A 24,441-nucleotide genomic window follows, 5' to 3' on the forward strand; every position below is an offset into this window, starting at 1 on the left:
CGGGCGTTTTCGCTGACAGGTCACCCGTGCACGGGGGAGCACGAGCCGATGACGCTCCCCGCGTGCCGCCATATCGTGGAAACAGGGGGCGACAGTGAAGGTTCTCCATGTGCTGGTCGGCGCTGAGTTAGGCCTGCTGGGCCAGGACATCGCCGATTATCTTGTGGATGCCGGCCACTTCGTTTATGCGCTGGACAGTGATCCGTCGGTCGGATCCGGCGTGTGGCGTGAGCGTTTCACCCACAACGCGAGCGTCATCGGGGACGACGTGTTGGCGACTCGGCACATCGACTACGAATTAGCCCCGGCAGGCGCCACGGGCCGCTCCTCCGCCCCCGTTCTGGCGCTTGAACTCCAGGCGGCCGAGGGCGAGTCGGCATTCAGCTGCTTCCTGCAGACGCCCGATCGCGAGGCCCTCCTGTGCAGCAGCACTGACGCAGGACACCGGCCCGGCAGCGCCACCGGCCCCTCGGCGGCCGACCTTCGCGCCGGGCTCCTGGACACCTGCGTCGACGCGCTGATTCGCCTCTCCCGCGAAGGCCACGAGTCCCTCGCATTCCACTCCCGACGGGACCGCCCCCATGGCCTTTCCGAGCTGATCGGGTGGGAATCCACTGCCGCCGCACTTTCCGAGCGCTCCCGTTCCGCGGACGAACGCGAGGACCGCTTCGACATCGCGGACCTGATCGGCGCCGATCATCCGGCCCCTTCCGCCGACGTCTTCGAGTACCGGCTGGACAGGCACACCCAGCCGCTCACCGCCGAACAGCTGGAATGGCTCTGCATCTTTCTCCAGATGCTGCTCAATTCCCGCAAGGCAGGCCTCTACAGCTACGACGCGATCACCCCCGGCGGCCGGGTGCGCAAATATGTGGAGACAAGCCGGAGCCTTCGGTCCGCCGATCTTAAAAGGCAGCTCGACGACCCGCTCCACAATGCGCACACCAATCCTTTCCATGATTTCGACGCCGTTTACCAACACGCCCGGGACCCACGGGTCGCCGTGGAGTTCGACGTCGCCGAGGACACGGCCGATGCCACCGCCGGCCGCGCGCCCGTACTGAGCCTGCGCTACCGCGGCGACAGCGGTTCCCTGGACATCGTCACCATCGGCCGGCTCCCCTTCCTGAGCGTCCTGCGCGAGCACTTGGACAGCTTCTTCGCCGGGCTCCACCGATTCGCCGAGGGTGCCGCCACCCTGGGGGAGCTCCTGGCGCTTCCTCCGGAGCTGCACCGCCGTTTCGATGCCGAGCTGCGGCGGACGCGCGCACCGTTCCGCGACGACCAGCCCATCCACCGCCTGATCGAGGAACAGGCCGCGCGGTACCCGGAGCACACGGCCGTCGTCCACGAGGGACGTTCCCTCACCTACCGGCAGTTCAACGAAGCGGCCAACCGATTCGCCCGGCTGCTGCGCGAGCGCTACGCGCCCGCGCCGGGCGATCTGATCGCGCTGTATCTGGACCGTACGGAGAATCTGCTGATCGCCGCGGTGGCGGTCCTCAAACTCGGCTGTGGCTATGTGCCGTTGGACTTGAACTCTCCCGTCAACCGCACCGCCGGAATCCTGGCCGGCGGCAGGATCGTCCTGGCCGTCAGCGACACCGCCCACACCCCACGGCTCGACGGCGTCTCCGGCGCCCTGCCCGTGATCGCCATGGACTCCGACGCGCTCGCCGACGAGTGGGCCGGATACCCGGGCGACAACCTCGACGCGCCCGTGGCCGGCGACGACATCGCGTACGTCATCTATACCTCGGGCACGACCGGCAAGCCGAAGGGCGTGGCCGTCGAGCACAAGAGCTATGTGAACATCGCCACCGACATCGGCCGTTGCGTCGACTTCCGGCCGGGCGAGCGGATGCTGGCGGTGACCACCATCGCCTTCGACATCTCCACGCTCGAGGTCTTCATGCCGCTGCTGCACGGCGGGACCGTGGTCATGGCGGGCCGCTCCGATCTGCTCGACGTCGGCAAGCTGATCGGCCTGATCGAGCAGGGTGTGTCCATCGTCCAGGCCACGCCCTCGCTGTGGCACTTGATCACCCAGAGCCTGGACGGAAAGCGGCTGCCCATTCGCGCGCTGTGCGGCGGCGAGGCCCTCTCCCCCCAGCTCGCACCCGTGCTGGTCGCGTCCGTCGACACCTGCTGGAACGTCTACGGGCCCACGGAGACCACGGTGTGGTCCACCCGCCGCCTTCTGTCGCCCGAGTCCCCCGAGCCGCTGATCGGCACGCCCGTCGCCAACACCCGCTGCTATGTCCTCGACGAGGACATGCAGCCCCTGCCCCCGGGCGTCGTGGGTGAATTGTTCATCGGCGGCAGCGGGCTGGCCCGCGGCTACCTGGACGAGCCGGAGCTGACGGCGAACGCGTTCCTCCCGCCGCCGCCCGCGGTGAGCGGCGGCGGACCGGCCGTACCGGAGGAGCGGATCTACCGCACCGGCGACCTGGTCCGTGCGCTGCCGAGCGGTGACCTGGAGTTCATCGGCCGTAACGACTTCCAGGTGAAGCTGCGTGGGCACCGTATCGAGCTCGGCGAGATCGAGAGTGTGCTCAGCGCCCACTCCGCCGTGGACCAGAGCCTCGTCGTCGTCCACCAGCCGGACGCGTCCTTGGGCGACGAAGCCCGCTCCCTGGTCGGCTACTACGTCTCCGAAGCGCCGGTCGACAGCGAGGAGCTGCGGGAACACCTGGCCTCAGCACTCCCGGAGTACATGATCCCGGCCGTGCTGATCCACCTGGAGAGCATGCCGCTGAACGTCAACGGCAAGGCCGACCGAGGCGCCCTCCCGGACCCCGCGCAGTTCCTGACCCGGGGCTACGTCGCGCCGGCGACCGAACTGGAAACGCGGCTGTGCGACATCTGGGACCAGGTGCTCGGCAGCGCTGCCAAGGGCGGCCACCGCATCGGCGTCACCGACGACTTCTTCGGCTTCGGTGGCAACAGCATCCTGGGCATCAAGCTCGTCAACAGGATCAACAGCGAGCTCGGGTCCGACATCCGGATCCGTGACGTCTTCCGCGAGAAGACGATCCGGCGCCTGGCGCCCTTGGTCGAGGCCAGCCTCGGTGACTTCGCCTACCGCGACTTCGTGCTCGACGGCATCGACACCGATCGCCTCCACGAGCCGTTCCCCCTCACCAATGTGCAGCAGACCTACTACCTGGGCCGGTTCAACAGCTTCGAGCTGAGCAGCGTGTCGACCCACGTCTACAGCGAGTTCCGCTACAGCCACATCGACCACGAGCGGCTCGAGGCGGCGTACAACCGGCTCATCGAGCGGCACCTCGCGCTGCGCACGGTCTTCACCGACGGACAGCAGCGCTTCCTGCCCGAGGTGCCCCACTACCGCATCGCCTTCCACGAGCTGAGGGACCAGGAAGAGCTGGAACGGCTCCGGGGTACGTACTCCCACAAGCTGTACGACCCCGAGCAGTACCCGCTCTTCGACATCGTGCTCAGCCGCCTCGACGGCGTCCACCGGCTGCACATCAGCTTCGACGCGCTCATCATCGACATGGGCAGCTTCGACATCCTCTTCGACGAGTGGGCGCGGCTCTACGCCGACCCGCAAGCCTGCCTGCCCGACCTCGGCATCAGCTACCGCGACTACGTGCTCCAGTACGAGCGGGTCCGTGAGAGCCCGCTCCTGCTCCAGGCCCAGCAGTACTGGCAGGACAAGGCCGACGACTACCACCTCGATCTGAGGCTGCCGCTCAAGGAGCGCCCCTCGGCCGTCGGCAGTCCCGTCTTCCGGCGCAAGAGCCGGGTGATTCCCGCCGCGGTGTGGGACGAGCTGGCCGCCAAGTGCAGCCGGCACGGCATCAGCCCGACCGCGCTCGTCGTGGAGCTCTTCAGCCGGGTGCTCAGCCAGTGGAGCGGCCAGGACCGGCTGTGCATGAACCTCACGCTCTTCAACCGGCTGCCGCTGCACCCCGACATCAACGGCGTCATCGGCGACTTCACGGTCCTGGAGCTCTTCGACTACCAGGCCGAGCGCGACCTGGGCATCGCCGACAAGCTCCGCCGGGTGCACGGCGATCTGCTCCAGGACGTCGACAACAACCTCTTCGACGGAGTGGACTTCCAGCGCCTGCTGAAGCTGCGCCACTCCATACCGGTCGGCAAGATCGTGGCCCCGGTCGTCCTGACCAGCACGCTCGGCGCCAAGGGCAATGCGAGCATGTTCGAACTGCCCCTGGACGACACCTACCAGGGCGTCGACTACTCGATCTCGCAGACCCCGCAGGTGTGGCTGGACAACAAGGCGTACGAGACCGACGAGGGTTTCGTCGCCGAGTGGGACTACGTCGAGCAGCTCTTCGACACCGCCGTCATCGACGCGATGCACGACGGCTACTGCCGGCTCATCGAGCAGCTCGCCGCACTGGACTGGGAGTCCGCCCCGTTCCCGTCGCTCCCCGTGCCGGCCGAGGACCTCGCGCTAATCGAGGCGGCCAACGCGCACGACCGGCCGGCGGACGAGCGCACCCTCTTCGGCCTCTACGAGAGCAGGCTGAACGAGGCCGGCCGCTCCCGGGCCACCGCCGTCATCGACGCGGCCGCGGGTACCTCCTTCACCTACGAGCGGCTCCATCACGACTCCGTGCGGCTCGCGGGAGCGCTCCTGGCCCCCGGCACGCTGGGCGAGGAGCGTGAGACCGTCGCCGTCCTGGCGGAGAAGGGCTACCTCCAGGCGGTCACCACACTCGCCGTGATGAAGGCGGGCTCGGCGTACGTGCCGATGAACGTGGAATGGCCCGGCGCGCGCATCGGCGAAGTGCTCGAATCGGCGGGCACGCACGCGTTGTTGGTGTCGCGTGGTCAGTTCGCGCGTGCGGACGTACAGGCCCTGGGTTCGGTGTGCCGCCTGCTGGTCATCGAGGACCTCCTGGAGCAGGGGGCCGCGACGGATGAGTCCGCGCTGCCGGTGGTGGGCCCGGACGATGTCGCCTACGTCATCTTCACCTCAGGGTCCACCGGCCGGCCCAAGGGCGTGACCATCAGCCACCGCGGCGCGGTCAACACCCTCCTCGCCGTCAACGAACGCTTCCACATCACACCCCAAGACCGCATCCTGGCCCTGTCCGAACTCAGCTTCGACCTCTCCGTCTACGACCTCTTCGGCACCCTCGCCGCCGGCGCCACCATCGTCTTCCCCGCACAGGAAGAAACCAAGAACCCCGCCCACTGGGCCCACCTCGTCGACCACCACCACATCACTGTCTGGAACAGCGTCCCCCAGCTCGCCGGACTCCTCATCGACGAAGGCGGACACCTCCAGTCACTGAGGGCGTTCCTCCTCAGCGGCGACTGGATCCCCACCAGCCTCCCCGACCGGATCCGCGAGCACATCCCCCACGCCACCGTCATGAGCCTGGGCGGCGCCACCGAAGGCAGCATCTGGTCCATCTGGTACGAGATCGACCACGTCGACCCCGCCTGGAACAGCATCCCCTACGGCGTCGCCATGCCCAACCAACGCATGTACGTCCTCAACCCCCAAGGCGAACACTGCCCCACCGGCGTCATCGGCGAAATCCACATCGGCGGCACCGGCGTCGCCCTCGGCTACTGGAACGACGAAAAACTCACCACCGAGCGCTACACCGAACACCCCACCCTCGGCCGCCTCTACCACACAGGCGACCTCGGACGCTGGACCCCCGAAGGCCACATCGAATTCATCGGACGCAACGACTTCCAAGTCAAACTCAACGGCTACCGCGTCGAACTCGGCGAAATAGCCGCCAAGCTGACGCGGTTGCCGGGGGTCGACCGTGCCGTGGCCAGGATCCAGCAGGGTGACAAGCACGACCGGCTGGTCGCCTACCTGGTTCCCGCCGCCGACTACGCTCCCCTGGCCGGTGCCGGTGAGCCGGGTCTCGACAAGCAGACGTTCCTCCTGAGCGGGCACGGCGTGCTGGAGACGGCCGCGCCCGGGTTCCCGCTGGAGCCTCGCCCCGACCCGGCCGCGTACGCCCAGGCCAAGAGCTACCGGCAGTTCCTGGACGACGACATCGCGCCCGAGCCTGTGCACAAGCACTTCTCGGAGGTGGTGGAGTCCGCCGCGCACAGCCCCGCGGCGGGCCGGACGGAACCGGATCTCGAGGACTGGTCCGCGGTGCTGGGACAGCTGTCCGCCGTGTCGCTGCCCGACCGCGCGCTGCCGAAGTACCGGTATCCGTCCGCGGGAAGCGCCTACCCGGTGCGTACGTTCGTCCGTCTGTCGAGCCCGGCCGAGGGCCTGGTCGGCACGGACCACTACTATCACCCACTGACCGGTGAACTGCGCCCGCACGACCTCGCCGCGGTGGCCGGTCTGTCGTCCGCGGCCGAGGGCGACGAATTGCATCTGGTGGTCCACTGGCCCGCCATCACCCCCCTCTACGGGGAGCGTGCGCGGCACCTGGCGCTGTTGGAGACCGGGCACATGCTCGCCCTGCTGACCGAGGCCCTGGACGCACGCGGTATCGGCTACGAGGTCCTGCTGGACGAACGGTCGCTCGACGACGAGCACCTGGCGGTGTGCCGCATCGTCCTGGGAGGCACAGGCGGCTTCACGCCGGCCCGGCTCGACCTGGCCTGCTTCCTGCGGGAGACCGGCACCACGCAGTACGTCGAACAGGGCGGCAACCGCCGCTACGCGGCCGACGAACTGCCGGTCTTCGACCGCACCAGTGATGTGTACGCGATTCTCCGCCGGGCCCGGTGCCTGCTGACGCTGGAAGGCGAGGGAGGGTCCCACGAGGCGGTGTCGGCCGGCTTCCTGTTCCAGCGGCTGAGCGAGCGGCTGCGCGCCGACGGCATGGGCACCTGCCCGCTGGGGTTGCGCATCACCGAGCACGGTGTCTACGCCATGGCTGTCGGGATGGTGGACCAGCAGGCACGCGAGGCCTCGGACAGCCCGGCCGACCCGCAGACCCTCACGGAGGCGGTCACCCGGGAACTGGCCGAGGCGCTGCCCGACTACATGCTGCCCAGCGGCTACGGCGTCCTGGACGCGCTGCCGCTGAGCGCCAACGGAAAGCTGGCCGCCGACCGGCTGCCGCCGGTCGAGTTCGCCGGCGTCCACGTCGAGCCCGCGCCGGGGACCGAACGCACCCTGGCCGAAGCCTGGTCCGACATTCTCGGCCGGCCGGTCGCGGCGATCAGCGCGAACGACAGCTTCTTCTCGGTCGGCGGAAATTCGCTGGCCGCCATGAAGCTGGTGCGCCTGCTCCAGCAGGACCTGGGGTTCGAGTTGAAGCTCCGGGACCTGTACCAGAACGACACGATTCTCAAGCTTGCTGAGCACGTCGGCACGGCCCAGGCGGACGCCGTGCGCGAAGAGGGAGAGCTGTGAACCCCGAGCTGGAACTGCTGAACGACCTCCGGTCCGCCCGCGTTCTCATCTGGAACAAGGGCGACGACCGGCTCGGCTTCTCCTTCCCCCAGGACACCGGCTTCCCCCCGGAGCTGAAGGACCGGGTGAAGGAGCACAAGGAGCGACTGCTCCACGTCCTGGAGCTGACCGGCATCGACTCCCAGGAGCGCGCCCGGCAGACCACGCACTACAAGCTGCCGGACGGGGCGCACGACAGATCGATCCGGGCCATCCAGAAGGGGATGTACCTGCAGAGCAGGATCGACGAGCTCGGCTACACGTACACCATCCCCCTGTTCGTCGAGCTGACCGGCGCCGACGCGGAGTCGGCCGAGCGGGCGGTCCGCGCGCTGCTCGCGGCGGAGCCGATCCTGCGGATGCGCGTCCACGAGGACCTGTCGTACGAGCTGGTGCCGGCGGACGCGTACGAGATCTCCCGCACCCGGGTCTCGACCGGTGAGCTGGACGCGCTGCGGGACGACCGGGCCCGTACGGTCTTCCCGCTCGCCGACGGACATCTGATCCGCCCCGAGGTCATCGAGTCGACCGACGCCGCCTCGGTGACGGTGTCCCTGACGCACCACCACATGCTCTCGGACGCCTACTCGATGGAACTGATCGCCGCCCGGCTGGCCTCGATCCACGACGCCTTGGCGCGCGGCACCGACCCGGCCGGCGCAGACGGGGCCACCCCCGCCCTGAACTATTTCGACCTGGTGGCGCAGCAGCGGATCGAGCTGGCCCGGCCGGAGTACACGGCTGCCCGCGACAGGCTCGCCGACCGGTTGGCCGCCGCCGGGAAGCTGCGTCTGCAGCGCAACCCCGCACGCGGGGCCGACAACCGGGCCGGCACCCTCGACTACACGCTCGCGCCGGAGACCCACCGGGCGCTGTCCGAGCTGGCCGGGCAGCACGGGCTGAGCCTGTACGCGCTGCTGTTCACCGGCCTGTACCAGACGCTGAGCAGCTTCGCCGGCGGCCAGCACGACTTCGCCGTCGGCATCACCGTCGCGAACCGGCCGCCCGCCTTCCAGTCCGCCGTCGGCCCGTTCATCAACACGCTGCCGCTGCTGCCGGAGTTCCGGGGCGGCGACCGCTTCCTGGACAACGCGCGCCGGGTCAACGAGGCGGTCATCGATCTCAACCAGCACCACCAGCTCAATGTGGACATGCTGACCGGCGCCCTGCCGGGCGGGGCCGCGGACCTGGCCGATGTGCTCCAGGTCCTCTTCACCATGCACAACTTCGCCCCGGTGGAGCAGGCCGCCACCGCCGTCGGCCACCGCGTGCTGCCCTACCGCGATCTCGCGGAGAAGTTCGGCATCTCGGTCATCGCCAAGGAGGACGGCGACCGGGTCTCCTTCACGGTCACCTACGCCGAGGCGCGCTACGAGCGCGATTACGTGCGGGCGCTCTTCGAGGCGTATCTCACCGTGTTGCGCTCGGCGGCGGCCGCACCCCACGAGGTCACCGACCGCCTGGACCTGGTGGATCCCGAGGGGCTGCGGCAGATCGCGGAGTGGAACCGCACCGCATGGGACCACGGCACCGTGCGGACCGCGGTCGAGATGTTCGAGCGCCAGGTGCGGCGGACCCCGGACGCCCCGGCCGTGATCTACCGCGACCGGCTGCTGAGCTACCGCGAGCTCAACGAGAGCGCCAACCGGCTGGCCCACCTGCTCACCGAGCGGCACGGGGTCCGTGCCGGCAGTCTGGTCTGTCTGCTGATGGACCGCAGTGAGCACATGCTGATCGCGGTGCTGGGCGTCATGAAGGCCGGCGGCGCCTATGTGCCCGTCGACCCCGGCTCACCGCACGAGCGGATCCGGTTCATCCTCTCCGACACCGGCAGCCCGCTGCTGCTCACCGACGAGCGCAACGCGGCCGGCTGCCACGACGCCGCACTGCCGGTGGCCGTGCTGTCCGTCGACGGCGCCGCCGACGAGCTGGCCGCACAGCCCTCCGGCGACCCGGGGCTGCCGCTCACCGGTGACGATCTCGCGTACGTCATCTACACGTCCGGCACCACCGGGAAGCCCAAGGGCGTGCTGTGCGAGCACGGCGGCCTGGTCAACCGCATCCAGTGGATGAACCGGGCGTTCCCGCTCGACCCCTCGGACCGGGTGCTGCAGAAGACGTCGTACGTCTTCGACGTGTCGGTGTGGGAGCTGTTGTGGGCCAACTGGTTCGGTGCGGCCGTCGTCTTCGCCGAGCCCGAGGACCACAAGGACCCGTATGCGCTGATGGAGATCATCGAGCGCGAACACGTCAGTGTCGTGCACTTCGTGCCCTCGATGTTCAGCGCCTTCCTGGAGACGGTGGAGACATCCGCCGAACCGGCCCGGCAGGGGCTGGCGAGCCTGCGCTACATCTTCTGCAGCGGCGAGGAGCTCAAGCTCGCGCAGGTGCGCGCCACGCACGCGCTGCTGCCGGAGGCGGCCCTGCACAATCTGTACGGCCCGACCGAGGCGTCCATCGACGTCCTGCACCACCCGTGCACCGACCCGGCGATCGACACCGTGCTCATCGGCACACCGATCGACAACACACAGGCGTACGTGCTCAACGCGGCCCGCAGGCCGCTGCCCGCCCAGGCGATCGGTGAACTGTATTTGGGCGGCGCCGGTCTGGCGCGCGGCTACCTCAACCGGCCCGAGCTCTCCGCCGAACGCTTCGTCGAGAACCCCTTCGGTGACGGGCGCCTGTACCGCACGGGCGACCTCGTACGGCGGCTGCCCGACGGGTCCATCGCGTTCATCGGCCGCGACGACTTCCAGGTCAAGATCCGCGGCTACCGCGTCGAGCTCGGCGAGATCGAGGCGGCCCTGGCCGGATACCCCGGCGTCAAACAGGGCATCGCCCTGGTCCAGCAGCCCGACCCGCAGCGGCCCGAGCACAAGTATCTGGTGGGCTACTACGTCGCCGACCGCCCGTTGGACGAGACCGCCATGGCGGGTGCGCTGCGCGCGACCCTGCCGTCGTACATGGTCCCCAGCGCCCTGGTCCACCTGTCGTCCCTGCCCGTGACCGTCAACGGCAAGCTCGACCGCAAGGCACTGCCCGACCCCGGGCCCTCCGACACGGGCCAGGAGCACATCGCGCCCCGCACCGCCCTGCAGGAGCGGCTCCGCGACCTGTGGGCGGAGTGCCTGGGCCTGCGCCCCGACGACGTGGGCATCCGCGACGACGCGACCCGGCTGGGCATGGACAGCATCGTCGCCATCCGGCTGGCGAGCCGGCTGCGCCGGCAACTCGATCTGGCGATCAGCGTCCGTGACGTGTTCTCCCTGCCGACCATCGAGCAGTTCGCCGACTTCGTCGAGAGCCGCCAGGCCGCCGCGGCACAGCCGCGGGCCGAAGTGATCGCCGAGCAGGGGACCCTGGCGGGCGAGCTGGAGCTGCTGCCCATCCAGTCCTGGTTCTTCGGCCAGGAGTTCACCCGGCCCGAGCACTGGAACCAGGCGTTCGTGATCCGTACGCCGGAGCTGTCGCTGCCACGGCTGGAGTCCGCCCTGCGCGCACTCGTGGCCCGCCACGACGCCTTCCGGCTGCGCTACCGCGGCACCACACAGTCCTATGAGCCCGGTGCCCCGTTCCCTGGCTTCAACGTCCTCGACGTGCGCGGGCTGCCCGGCGGCGAAGGCACCCCCGAGTTCGCCGAGGCCCTGCACCGGACGCTGACCGGTTGGCAGCGCGGCTTCGACCTCGAGCACGGCCCCGTGTACGCCCTCGGCTATCTGCACGGCTACGCCGACCACACCAGCCGGGTGTTCTTCGCCCTGCACCACCTGATCACGGACACGGTCAGCTGGCGGATCCTGGCCGAGGACCTGCGCGCGCTGTACGAGGGGCAGCAGCTCGGGAAGAAGGGCACCAGTTTCCGGCAGTGGACCGGCGCCGTCTCCGCGTACGCGCACGAGCGGCCGGAGCAGAGGGCCTACTGGGAGGAGCTGCTCAGCGACTTCCGGCCGGACGCGCAGGGCCGGCCCGGCTCCGCGGCGGCGCACACCGAACAGTTCACCCTGAGCGAGCAGCACACCCGGGACCTGCTGGGGCCGGCGCACCGCGCGTACCACACACACGTCGACGACCTTCTGCTGACCGCGCTCGGCCGGGCCCTGGAGGCCGTCGGCGGCGGGCGCACCCATCACGTCATGCTCGAAGGCCACGGGCGCGAGGACATCGCCCCCGCGTTCGATGTCACCGGCACCATGGGATGGTTCACCACCCTGTACCCGGTGCGGCTGCCCTTGGGCGACGACATCGGCGAGAGCGTGCGGAGCGTCAAGGAGAGCCTGCGCGCCGTGCCCGACAAGGGCATCGGTTTCGGCCCGCTCGTCGGCTACCGGGACCGTGCGCTTCCCCACGTCTGGTTCAACTACCTGGGCCGGCTCGACGGCGAGCAGACGGGTGCCGGCGACTGGCAGCTCGTGATGGAGGACGGCGGCGAGGCCATGCCGCCGTGCAACACGTCCGACGCGGTGCTGTCCGTCTTCGCCTACGTGACCGAGGACCGGCTCCAGGTCCGGCTCGACAGCCGGCTGGCCGCCGAGGACACCGGCGCGCTGGCCCGGGCCCTCGAAGCCGCCCTCGCCGAGGTCGTCGGCCACTGCACGGGCCGGACGGCCCCGCGCTACACGCCCAGCGACTTCCGTGAGGTCCGCGGCGAGGCCGATCTGACGGCCCTGCCCGCTGGCATCGGCGCGGATCCGGGCGGCTGGTTCGACATGACCGAGATCCAGAAGGCTTACCTCGTCGGCAGGCTCGGCAACTACGAGATCGGCAATGTCGCCAACCACGTCTACAACGAGTACGTGTACCGGGAGCTGGACGCCGACCGGCTGGCGGCCGCGGTCCGCCGGCTCGTCGCCGAGTGCGACGTGCTGCGCACCGTCTTCTCCTACGACCGGCTCCAGCAGCGGGTGCTCGATGCCGCGGAGGTCCCGGACTTCGAGCTCGTGGTCCACGACTTCGCCGCGCACGACTACGACGAGTCGAAGCTGACCGCCGTACGGGAGCGCCTCTCGCACCGGCTCTACGACCCGGAGCGGTTCCCGCTGTTCAGCCTGGAGGTGAGCCGCTTCAAGGACCGCTGCGTGCTGCACCTCAGCTGGGACCTGATCATCCTCGATGTGCAGAGCAGGCTCGCCGTCCTGCGCCGCCTCGACGACCTCTACCGGGGCGCGGAGCGGCGTGCGGAACTGCCGCGGGCGAGCTTCAAGGACTACCAGGACTACACCGGTCTGCTGAAGAACTCGCAGTGGTACGCGGACGACCGCGCCTACTGGCAGGACCGGCTGGACGGCATGCCGCTGCGGTGCACCCTGCCGTTCAAGGAGTCACCGGACGCCGTCGACCACCCGCGTTTCGACGAGCACACCCTCCACGTCGCCCCCGACGTCTGGGACCGGTTCAAGGAACAGGCACGGAAGCACGGGGTGTCCACGTCGTCCGTCCTGCTGAGCCTGTTCGGCAGCGTGATCTCCTACTTCTCCGGGGCCCGCGAGTTCCCGCTCACCCTCACGCTGTTCAACCGCCATCCGGTCGTGGAGGGCATCGATTCCCTCCTCGGGAACTTCACCTCGACCGTGCTGTTCCACTACGTCGACGAAGGCGCCGACGTCACGTCGCTGACCCGCCGCACCCACGACACGCTGTGGGAGGACATCAGCCACGCCCTGTACTCGGGCGTGGAGGTCCAGCGTGATCTGAGCAGGCTGCACGGACTGGACACGACCAAGGCGGTCTCGCCGATCGTGTTCACCGGCGTGATGGGCAACGAGACGCGTGACTTCGAACGCGCGGCCTATCTGGACGACAGCGAATTCGTCGAGGAGCGCCACTGGAGCGCACAGACCTCACAGGCGTGGATCGACCTCCAGGCGATCGAGGTCGACAGCGGCTTCATGAGCAAGTGGCTGTACGTCGAGCAGCTCTTCGACCGCGCTTTCATCGAGCACCTCAACCGGCTCTACTGCCTGCTCATCGAGCGTCTCGCGGACGGCGACTGGGAAGCCGGACTGCCCAGGGACCGGTATCTCCCCGACACCGACCGGGCCCTGGTCGCCACGGCGAACGCCTTCGACGGCGAGACGTGCGAGCAGACGATGTTCGGCCTCTACGAGGAGCGGTGCCGCACCGAGGGCCGGGAGGCGGCCACGGCCGTCATCGACGCCGGGACCGGTCGTACGCACACCTACGGCGAGCTGATCGAAGAGAGCCGTACGCTCGCTCTGCGGCTGCGCACGGCGCTCGGCGACGCCTCCGGTGAGCGGCTCGTCGGCGTCCTCGCGGAGAAGGGCCACAGCCAGGTGCTGGCCACCGTCGCGATCATGAAGGGCGGCCTCGGCTATCTGCCGCTGCACGTCGACTGGCCGGCAGGCCGGATCGAGGAGATCCTCACCCAGGCCGCTGTGCGTACGGTGTTGGTGTCGCGTGGTCAGTTCGCGCGTGCGGACGTACAAGCCCTGGGTTCGGTGTGCCGCCTGCTGGTCATCGAGGACCTCCTGGAGCAGGGGGCCGCGACGGATGAGTCCGCGCTGCCGGTGGTGGGCCCGGACGATGTCGCCTACGTCATCTTCACCTCAGGGTCCACCGGCCGGCCCAAGGGCGTGACCATCAGCCACCGCGGCGCGGTCAACACCCTCCTCGCCGTCAACGAACGCTTCCACATCACACCCCAAGACCGCATCCTGGCCCTGTCCGAACTCAGCTTCGACCTCTCCGTCTACGACCTCTTCGGCACCCTCGCCGCCGGCGCCACCATCGTCTTCCCCGCACAGGAAGAAACCAAGAACCCCGCCCACTGGGCCCACCTCGTCGACCACCACCACATCACTGTCTGGAACAGCGTCCCCCAGCTCGCCGGACTCCTCATCGACGAAGGCGGACACCTCCAGTCACTGAGGGCGTTCCTCCTCAGCGGCGACTGGATCCCCACCAGCCTCCCCGACCGGATCCGCGAGCACATCCCCCACGCCACCGTCATGAGCCTGGGCGGCGCCACCGAAGGCAGCATCTGGTCCATCTGGTACGAGATCGACCACGTCGACCCCGCCTGGAACAGCATCCCCTACGGCGTCGCCATGCCCAACCAACGCATGTACGTCCTCAACCCCCAAGGCGAACACTGCCCCACCGGCGTCATCGGCGAAATCCACATCGGCGGCACCGGCGTCGCCCTCGGCTACTGGAACGACGAAAAACTCACCACCGAGCGCTACACCGAACACCCCACCCTCGGCCGCCTCTACCACACAGGCGACCTCGGACGCTGGACCCCCGAAGGCCACATCGAATTCATCGGACGCAACGACTTCCAAGTCAAACTCAACGGCTACCGCGTCGAACTCGGCGAGATCGAGAGCGCCCTCTCCCAGGACCCGCGCATCTCCCAGAGCGTCGTCCTCATCAAGGAGTACGACACCGCGGCCGGTCGCCGCAGGCAGGCTCTGGTCGGCTACTACGTCTCCGGTACCGCACTCGACCCCGCTCCCCTGCTGGAGCGGCTGTCCGCGAGCCTGCCCGCGTACATGGTCCCCGAGGCCCTGGTGCACCTGCCGGAGCTGCCGTTGAGCCCCAACGGCAAGCTGGACCGCACGGCCCTGCCCGATCCCGGGACCGCGGTCGCCGCCGAGCACGTCCCGCCGCGCTCCGAGCGCGAGCGGCAGCTGCGCGACGCGTGGGCCGACGTCCTGGGCGTGCCGCCCGAGCGGCTCGGCATCACCGTCGACCTGATGCACCTGGGGATGGACAGCATCGTCGCGATCCGACTGGTGAGCCGGCTGCGCAAGGAGCTCGGGCTGCGGGTCAGTGTGCGCGATGTCTTCGCCCACCGCACCATCGAGCGTTTCCACGACCGGGTGGTGGCCACCGCCGGGTCCGGCGCCGGGCCGGCGGTACGCACCGAGCAGGGCGCCCTGGAAGGGGACGCGCCCCTGCTGCCCGTCCAGTCGTGGTTCTTCGCCCAGGACTTCCCCCGGCCCGGGCACTGGAACCAGTCCTTCCTGGTCCGCACGCCCGCACTGGACCTGCCGCGGCTGGAGGAAAGCCTGCGGGCCCTGGTGGACCACCACGACGCGTTCCGGCTGCGCTACGAGCCGGGCGCACCGGGCGGGCCACGGCAGTACTACGACACCGCTGCCGGTTTCCCCGAGGTGCGGGTGCTCGACGTGCGCGACCTGCCCGGCGGTGAGGGAACCGCCGAGTTCGACACCGCTGTGGACCGCGTACTGACGGAATGGCAGAGCGGCTTCGACCTGGCGAGCGGACCGACGTACGCCTTCGGCTTCCTGCACGGCTACGCCGACGGAAGCAACCGGGTGTTCTTCGCCCTGCACCACCTGATCGTCGACACCGTCAGCTGGCGCGTCCTCGCCGAGGACCTGCACACGCTGTACGAGGGGGGCCGGCTCGGTGACAAGGGCACCAGCTACCGGCAGTGGACCGGCACGGTCGCCGCGCATGCCGAGCGGCACGCTAACGAGCGCGGCTACTGGGAGGGCCTGCTCGCCGACATGGACGAGGCACCGGTCCTGCGACAGGACACCGGAGCCCCCGTCGAGACCGGGATCTCCCTGGACGCCGAGCGCACCGCGCTGCTGCTGGGCGCGTGCCAACGCGCCTACGGCACCCGCGTCGAGGAGTTCCTGCTCACCGCCTTCGGGCAGGCGCTGACCGAGCTGACCGGCCGGTCCGTCAATCATCTGATGGTCGAGGGCCACGGGCGCGAAGAGCTCGACGCGGGCGCGGACGTCAGCCGTACCCTCGGCTGGTTCGCCACGCTCTACCCGGTACGCCTGGAGGCGTGCGGCGAGCCGGCGGACGCCCTGAAGTCGGTCAAGGAGAGCGTGCGGGCGGTCCCCGCCAAGGGCATCGGCTTCGGGCCGCTGATGGGGTACGCCCGCGAGCTCCCCCAGGTCTGTTTCAACTACCTCGGTCGGATCGACGCCGAGGAGCACGGTGACTGGCAGACGGTCGACGAACCGAGTGGCGAGTGGCTGCACGAGGCCAACCTGCTGCCGTACACGGTCTCCGCGGCCGGCATGGTCGTCGGCGGCCGACTGCGGTTCACGCTGCTCAGCAGGCTGCCTCGGCAGGACGCGGAGCGGTTGGCCCGCGCGTTCGAGGAACGGCTGGCGGCGCTGGTCGAGCTGACTGCGCACAGCCCGCGCACCTACCTGACGAGCAGCGACATCGACGGCCTGCTGCCTCAGGAGCACCTGGACCGGTTGCAGGCGGACGGCGAGCTGGACGGGGTCTTCGCGGCCGGCAGCCTCCAGCAGGGCTTCATCCACCATGCCCTGAGCCAGGGCGACATCGACGACGCCTATCGCGTCCAGGCCGTCTGGGACTACCACGGGGCCGTCGACCCCGAGCTGCTCCGGCAGGCGTGGGGGCAGGCACAGCAGGCCCTCAGCGCCCTGCGGCTGCGTTTCGACTGGCAGTACGAGATGGTGCAGGTCATCGACCGCCGGTCCCGGCTGACATGGGAGTTCGTGGACCTCAGTGACCACCCGGACCCCGACGCGGCCTTCGAGGAGCTGCTGGAGCGCGACCGGGGCATCCCCTACGACCTCGGCACGAGCGGTCTGTTCCGGGTGTACCTGGTCCAGCGGGGGCCGGAGCACTTCACCTGTGTGCTCAACACCCATCACGCGATCCTCGACGGCTGGAGCAGCCCGCTGCTCCTGCGGAACGTGCACGCGTGTTATCTCGCGCTGCGCGAAGGCGAGGTCGCGGTGCTCCCGGAGGAGAACTACGCCGGGATCCAGCGCCATCTGCACCGTCACGCACGCGACCACGAGACGTTCTGGCGGAGCTATGTGGCGGACGCCGGGCAAGGATGCGATCTGGGCGGGCTGCTGACCGCAGGGGCCCGTCACATCGACCTCGGCACCTACCGGCACATCCACCACCAGGAGCAGCGCTCGCTGTCCCTGCGGCCGGAGCTGCTCGCGGCACTGCGGTCCGTCGCCCGGGACCACGGGGTCACCTCGAACGCCGTTCTGCAGTACGCCTGGCACAAGGTGCTGAGCGTCTACGGCCACTGCGACACCACCGTGGTGGGCACGGTACTGGCCGGGCGTGATCTGCCGGTGGACGGGATCGACACCTCGGTCGGCCTCTATCTGAGCACCGTCCCGCTGATCGCCCGGCACGACACCGGTGCCGACAGTCTGATCGAGGAGATCCAGCGGCTGCAGGACGACATCCACGAGGTCGGCCGGCGCAGCACCGTCGACCTCGCGGCGCTGCAGCCGGGCGGCCGCCGGCTGTTCGACAGCCTCTTCATCAACGAGAGCTACCCCGCGGCCGAAGACGCCGAGCACGAGCGTCTGCTGCGCCCGCGGTTCCGGTTCCGGTACCAGAAGCGGGACTACCCGCTGGTGGTGTCGGTCGCGGAGAAGGACGACGAGGTGGTGCTCACGCTGGACTACGCGGGAGAGCTCTTCGCGCCCGCGACCGTGGAACGCCTGCTGACGGGCATGGAGTCGGTGCTGGGCCACGTCGCCCGCGCGCCGGAGAGCTCCCCGGCGGACCTGGAGCCGGCCGGTGCCGACGGGATCGAGGCACAGCGGCAGTGGAACGACTCCGGTGTCGCCGAGCCCGCCGAGCCGGTCATCCACCGCGCCTTCGAAGCGCAGGCCGCGCGCACCCCCGACGCGCCGGCCGTCATCCACGACGGCCGGACGCTGTCCTACGCGCAGGTCAACGCCGCCGCCAACCGGCTGGCCCGCGTGGCCCGGCAGCAGGTGCCGACCGCCCCGGAGGAGCCCGTACTGCTGCTCCTCGACCGCGGGGCGGACACGCTGATCGGCCTGCTCGCGGTGCTGAAGGCCGGAGCGGCCTATGTGCCGCTCGACCCCGGTTACCCCGACGAGCGCACCGCGCGCATCGTCGAGGGCTGCGGCGCCCGGCTGCTGCTCACCCACGCCCGGCACCGGGAGCGGGTGCAGGCCTGCCACCCCGCGCTGACCGTGATCGCCGTGGACGACCCGCGGACCGAGGCGGCATGCGCGGCGGAGAGCGGCGACGACCTGGACGTGGCGGTCGGCGGGGACGCGCTGGCGTACATCCTCTACACCTCAGGCACCACCGGGCAGCCCAAGGGCGTGATGGTCGAGCACCTGGCCTTCACGTCCACGGTGGCGGCCATGCGGCGACGGCACTTCCCCGGCGCGGGGGCGCTGCACACCTACAGCCTGACCAACTACGTCTTCGACATCTTCGGGCTCGAATACGGGCTGACGCTGCTCGGCGGCGGCAGCGTGGTCATGGGTGACCACCTCTTCGAGGAGCTGGACTGCGCGGCGTACGACTTCGTGCAGATGACGCCCAGCCTGCTGGAGATGAAGCTCCAGGCGCTGCGCGGTCTGTCCGGCACCCGGCTGCTGGTGGGCGGCGAACGGCTCGAACGCCACCTGCTGCACGCGGCGTTGGAGCGCTGCCCGCGCGTGGTGAACGTCTACGGCCCGACCGAGACCACCATCTGGTCCACGTCCCGGGAGTACGTCGCGGACGCGGCGGACAGCCCGATGGTGACGATCGGCCGGCCGCTGCCCAACGAGCAGGCGCACGTCCTCGACGCGCGGCTGCGGCCGCTGCCCGTGGGGGCGGTCGGTGAGTTGTATCTGAGCGGCGGCGCACTGGCCCGCGGCTACTTCGGCGACCCCGGCCTGACCGCCGAGCGCTTCGTCGAGAGTCCGCGCGAGGGCCATGGACGCCTGTACCGCACGGGCGATCTGGCCCGCCGGCTGGACGGCGGCGAGATCGAGTTCGTCGGCCGCGTCGACACCCAGGTCAAGCTGCGCGGCCACCGCATCGAGCTGGGCGAGGTGGAGAGCGCGCTCGCGGCCCACCCGGGCGTACGGCAGAGCGCGGTGATCGTCGGGACTCTGGACGGTGGTACGGACCGGTCCGCCGCCGCACAGACCCTGATCGGCTACTACGTCGCCGAAGCGGCCCTGGACGAGGAGGCGCTCCAGGCCCATCTGGCCGGTCTGCTGCCGGAGTACATGCGACCCGGTGCCCTGGTGCACCTGACCGAGCTGCCACTGTCGTACAGCGGCAAACTCGACACGAAGGCTCTTCCGCGGCCGCGCCGCCGGCGTGCCGACGCGTCCGTGGCCCCGGCCGGGGAGACGGAGCTGACGCTGGCCCGGCTGTGGCAGGACGTGCTGGGCCTGGACCGGGTGGGCGTGCACGACCGCTTCTTCGAGGTGGGCGGCAACTCCATTCTGCTGACCAAGCTGCACGCCCGGCTGCCGGAGGAGATCCGGGGGGCGGTCAGCCTGACCGAGATGTTCGCCCACCCGACCATCGCCTCCCTCGCCGCCCACGTCGGCGGGGTCCGTGACGAGGCCCGGCCGCGCCGCGAGCCGGAGGTGCGCGACGCCCCGGGGACCGGCGGCCGGGACATCGCGATCATCGGTATGGCCGGGCGTTTCCCGGACGCCGACACGCTGGAGGAGTACTGGCGGAACCTGACCGCCGGCCATGAGTCCGTCGTCCACTACAGCCGGGAGGAGCTGCTCGCGGCCGGCGTGCCCGAGGCGGAGCTCGACCGGCCCGGATACGTACGGGCCCAGAGCGGCCTACGGGATATCAAGGGCTTCGACGCGGCGTTCTTCGGCTACTCCCGCCGGGAGGCCGAGACGATGGACCCCCAGCACCGGGTGTTCCTGGAGTGCGCCTGGCACGCGCTGGAGGACGCGCACTGCGACCCGTACGCCTTCGGCGGCGACATCGGGCTGTACGCGGGCGCGGGGCAGAACGACTACGCCACCGGTCACGTCCTGCCCCGCCTCGGCGATGCCGACCTGGCCACCCGCTACCAGGCGATGATCAACAACCAGGCGAACTTCCTGTCGACCAAGGTCGCCTACAAGCTCGACCTGACCGGGCCCGCGGTGACCGTGCAGACCGCCTGCTCCACCTCGCTGGTCGCGGTCCACCAGGCGTGCGTGGCGCTGCTCGCGGGAGACTGCGACATCGCCCTGGCCGGCGGTGTGTCGATCGGCAAGCTGGGCAAGGAGGGCTACCTCCACCAGGAGGGCATGGTCTTCTCCCCCGACGGCACCTGCCGGGCCTTCGACGAGGCGGCGCAGGGCACCCTCGAGGGGCAGGGCGTCGGCATCGTGGTGCTCAAACCGCTCGACCGGGCGCTCGCCGACCAGGACCCCATCCGTGCCGTCATCAAGGCGACGGCCATCAACAACGACGGCCAGAACAAGATCGGTTACACCGCGCCCAGCCAGGCGCGGCAGGCAGCGGTGATCCGCCGCGCCCATGAGAGGGCCGGCATCGACCCGTCGACGGTCGGCTATGTGGAGGCGCACGGCACGGGCACCGCGCTCGGCGATCCCATCGAGGTGGCCGCCCTGCGGGAGGCGTTCGGTCCGGACGACGGCACGACCCGGCGCGTCGCGCTGGGCTCGGTGAAGACCAATATCGGCCATCTCGACGTCGCGTCCGGTATCGCCGGGCTGATCAAGGCCGTGCTCTGCCTGGAGCACCGCACCCTGGTCCCCACCCTCCACCACACCTCCCCCAACCCACGGCTCGAGCTGGACAAGGGCCCGTTCTACGTCAACACCGCGTGTACACCGTGGACGAGCGAGCACCCGGTGCTGCGTGCCGGCGTCAGCTCCTTCGGGATCGGCGGCACCAACGCCCACGTCGTCCTGGAGGAGGCACCGGCGTCCGCGCCGCCGGCCCCCGGAGACGAGCCCGTGCGGGCGCGGCAGTTGCTGACGGTGTCCGCGCCCACCGTGGAAGCGCTCGGGCAGCAGGCGCGGGCCCTGGCCGGTTACCTGGCCGAGCACCCCGGCGTCCCGCTGGAGCGCGTGGCGTACACCCGGCACACCGCCCGGCACCGCTTCCCGTACAACCGGGTGGTCGTCGGCAGCGGCCGGCAGGAGCTCGTCGACCGTCTGGCGGCCGAGGAGCGGGAGCCGGTCGCATGGCGCGCGGACCGCCCCGCGGTGTTCCTGTTCCCCGGGCAGGGCGCGCAGTACCAGGGGATGGGGCAGGCGCTGTACGACGCGGAGCCCGCCTTCCGGGCCCACGTCGACCGCTGTCTGCGGATCCTGCGGCCGCACCTTCCCGAGGGGGCCGACGAAGCCGATCTGCTGGGCCGGACCGCCCGGGTGGGCGACACCCGGTACACGCAGATCGCCCTGTTCATCGTCGAGTACGCGCTGGCGCGGTGGTTAATGGACCTCGGCGTCCGCCCGGCCGCGATGATCGGGCACAGCCTGGGCGAGTACGTGGCCGCCTGTCTGGCGGGCGTGTTCTCGCTGGAGGACGCGATGACGCTGGTCCTGGAGCGGGGCCGGCTGCTGGCGGGCACCGCGCCGGGGGCGATGCTCGCCGTGCCGCTGCCCGCCGGGCAGGTACTGCCGCGCGCACAGCGGCACGGCCTGGACCTGGCCGTGGTCGACGACGCCGGCAGCTGTGTGGTCTCCGGTCCGCCCGGGGCTGTCGACGCGCTGGCAGCGCGGCTGTCGGCCGACGGTGTGACGGGCAGGAGGGTCGCCGTGGCGCACGCGTTCCACTCGCGGCTGCTCGACCCGGTGCTGGAGGAGTTCACCGCGGTGCTGGGCCGGATCGAGCTGCACAGGCCCACGATCCCGTACCTCTCCAACCTGACCGGTGACTGGGCCGACCCCGACCGGGTCCGCACGCCCGAGTACTGGACGGCGCAGCTGCGCGGGACGGTGCAGTTCCACCGCGGGCTGACCACGCTGTACGGGTCGGAGACCGGCCGGGGCGGCGTGCTCCTCGAAGTGGGGCCCGGCCGGATCCTGAGCCGCCCGGCACGCCGGCACCCGGACCGCGCCGAGCACCTGGTGGTGGCGGCCATGCCCCGGGCCGGGCAGGGCGGCGAGGAGCCGGAGGTGGCGCTGACGGCGCTGGGAACGGCATGGGCCGCCGGCGTCGCCGTCGACGCGTCGGCGTTCCACGGTCTGACGGCCCGGGACCGGGTGCGGCTGCCCGGTTACGCCTTCGACCGGCAGGAGCACTGGATCGACCGCCCGGGAACGGCGGCCCCGGCCCGGGCCCAGGCGCCGGCGCGGCTGCCGGAGCCGGTGGCACACGGTGAACAGGACGAGGTGAGCACCGTCGTCGCGGAGGCCTGGCGCGCGGTCCTGGGCGTCGACGACGTCCGGCCCGACGACGACTTCTTCGCGCAGGGCGGGGACTCGCTGGCAGCGGTGCAGCTCGTGGCGCGGATCCGGGAACGGGTCGGCGTCCGGGTGGAGTTCATGACGCTGGAGCGGCCCACGCCGCGGGCCCTCGCGTCCCGGCTGGCCGAGCACCTCGACGGCCGGTACACGCCGGAGGCCGCCGACGGGACGGTGGTCGTCGTCAAGAAGGGCGATCCGCAGTCGCGCCCGCCGCTGGTCCTGGTGCACCCGATCGGCGGTGACGTGTACTTCTACCGGGAGCTCTCGGCCTGCCTGCCGGACGACCAGGCGGTGTACGCGCTCCGCTCCCCGATGCTCGACGGCAGCGCGGAGTTCACCACGGTCGAAGCCATGGCGGCCCACTACCTGGAGCAGCTGGAGGACTTCGGCCTCAAGGCCCCGTACCGGCTCGGGGGTTCCTCCTTCGGCGGCATCGTCGCGTACGAGATGGCCCAGCAGCTCGACGCCCGCGACGGGTACCGGCCGGAGGTGGCCCTCATCGACAGCCCGGCCCGCGGCAATCTGCCCGCCGACATGACCGGCCAGGACATCATCGACTATCTGCTCCGCTACGGCCTGGCACGGCTGGACTTCCCCATGGCGGAGCTCGAAGCCCTGGACACGGTCGAGGGGAAGATCGGCTACATCGCGGAGAAGGCACGCGGCACGGAGTTCGAGGACATGCTCTCCGCCGACTTCCTGCCCCGCTACATCCACGCCTGGCAGCGGCACAGCCAGGCCATGCACGGGTACGTCCCGCGCCCGTACTCCGGCGACCTCGTGTTCTTCTCGCACCAGGAGGAGATCCCGCAGTTCCCGGCGGGACAGGCCCCGCGCTGGCGGGAGCTGGCGCGCGGCGGCTGGACGCAGGTGCCGGTGACCGGCAACCACCTGAGCATGAACGGCATGCCCCATGTGGCGACGATCGGCGCCCACTTCGCGAAGACCCAGGGAGAACACAGTGAGTGAGAAGACGGCCGGCGCGATGTGCGACGTCCCCGGCGGCAGGATCTGGTACGAGATACTCAACGCCGATGCCCCCGGCACCCCGGTGGTGACCGTCCACGGCGGCCCCGGCACCCCGCACGACTATCTGCGTCCGCTGGCGGACCTGCTGCCGGACCATCCCGTCGTCGTGTACGACCAGCTGGGCTGCGGCCGCTCCGCGGGCCCCACGGACCCCGGCCTGTGGCGCCTGGAGCGCTTCGTCGACGAACTCGACGCACTGCTGGGCGCCCTGGGCCTGGAGCGTTTCCATCTGCTCGCCCACTCCTTCGGCACGATGATCGCCTGTGACTTCGTCCTGCGCGGCGGTCCGCGCCGCCCCGACCGGCTGGTCCTCCTCTCGCCGGTGCTGAACATCCGCAAGTACGAGGACGACATGCGGCAGCTGCTCTTCAGGCTCCCGGCGGAAACGGCCCAGGCACTCAGCGACGGCCTGCGGACGGAGCGGTACGACACACCCGCCTTCGCGGAGGCGGCGATCGTCTTCGCCGAGCGGCACATGTGCCGCACCGACTGGCCGGACGTGCTGATGGACGCCACCCTCGGCACCGCGGCGCACGTGCGGGACGCCATGTGGGGCCGCACGGAGTTCCAGCTGACGGGCGATCTGCGGACGTACGCGCCTGCCGGGCAGCTGGCCGGGCTGGGGCCCGGCACCCTGCTCGTCGTCGGGGAGCACGACTTCGTGCCGCCGCGGGCCTGCCAGGCGTACGCGCGGGCCATCCCCGGCGCGGAGGCCGTGATCATCCCGGACGCGTCGCACATGCCGCATCTGGAGGAGCCGAAGCTGTTCGCCGGGGAACTCCTGGCCCGCATCGGTGACTTCGCAGGTCAAAAATGACTTGTGGGACCAAGTGGCCGCGTGCTTACGTTGGG

General features: G+C 70.4%; 3 protein-coding genes. All 3 read left to right on the top strand.

The window, feature by feature from the left end; all coding sequences use genetic code 11:
- The first annotated feature begins 94 nt into the window (after positions 1–94).
- Genes JO379_RS04495 through JO379_RS04505 form a run of 3 tightly spaced genes read left to right on the top strand, consistent with a single transcriptional unit; the run spans position 95 to position 24,406 of the window.
- A complete protein-coding gene (locus JO379_RS04495; protein ID WP_209514006.1) occupies positions 95–7,348 on the top strand; it encodes a non-ribosomal peptide synthetase in 7,254 nt (2,417 codons plus the stop codon).
- Entirely contained in the window at positions 7,345–23,529 is a 16,185-nt protein-coding gene (locus JO379_RS04500) for a non-ribosomal peptide synthetase/type I polyketide synthase (RefSeq protein WP_209514008.1), read from the top strand. Before JO379_RS04495 ends, JO379_RS04500 begins: the two co-directional genes overlap by 4 nt.
- The gene (locus JO379_RS04505; RefSeq protein ID WP_165451638.1) at positions 23,522–24,406 is read left to right on the top strand and encodes a proline iminopeptidase-family hydrolase; all 885 of its coding nucleotides are present in this window, start codon (positions 23,522–23,524) and stop codon (positions 24,404–24,406) included. The genes JO379_RS04500 and JO379_RS04505 overlap by 8 nt, the downstream gene beginning before the upstream one ends.
- Positions 24,407–24,441: the final 35 nt, after the last annotated feature.

The organism is Streptomyces syringium (genome assembly GCF_017876625.1).
Classification (GTDB): domain Bacteria; phylum Actinomycetota; class Actinomycetes; order Streptomycetales; family Streptomycetaceae; genus Streptomyces; species Streptomyces syringius.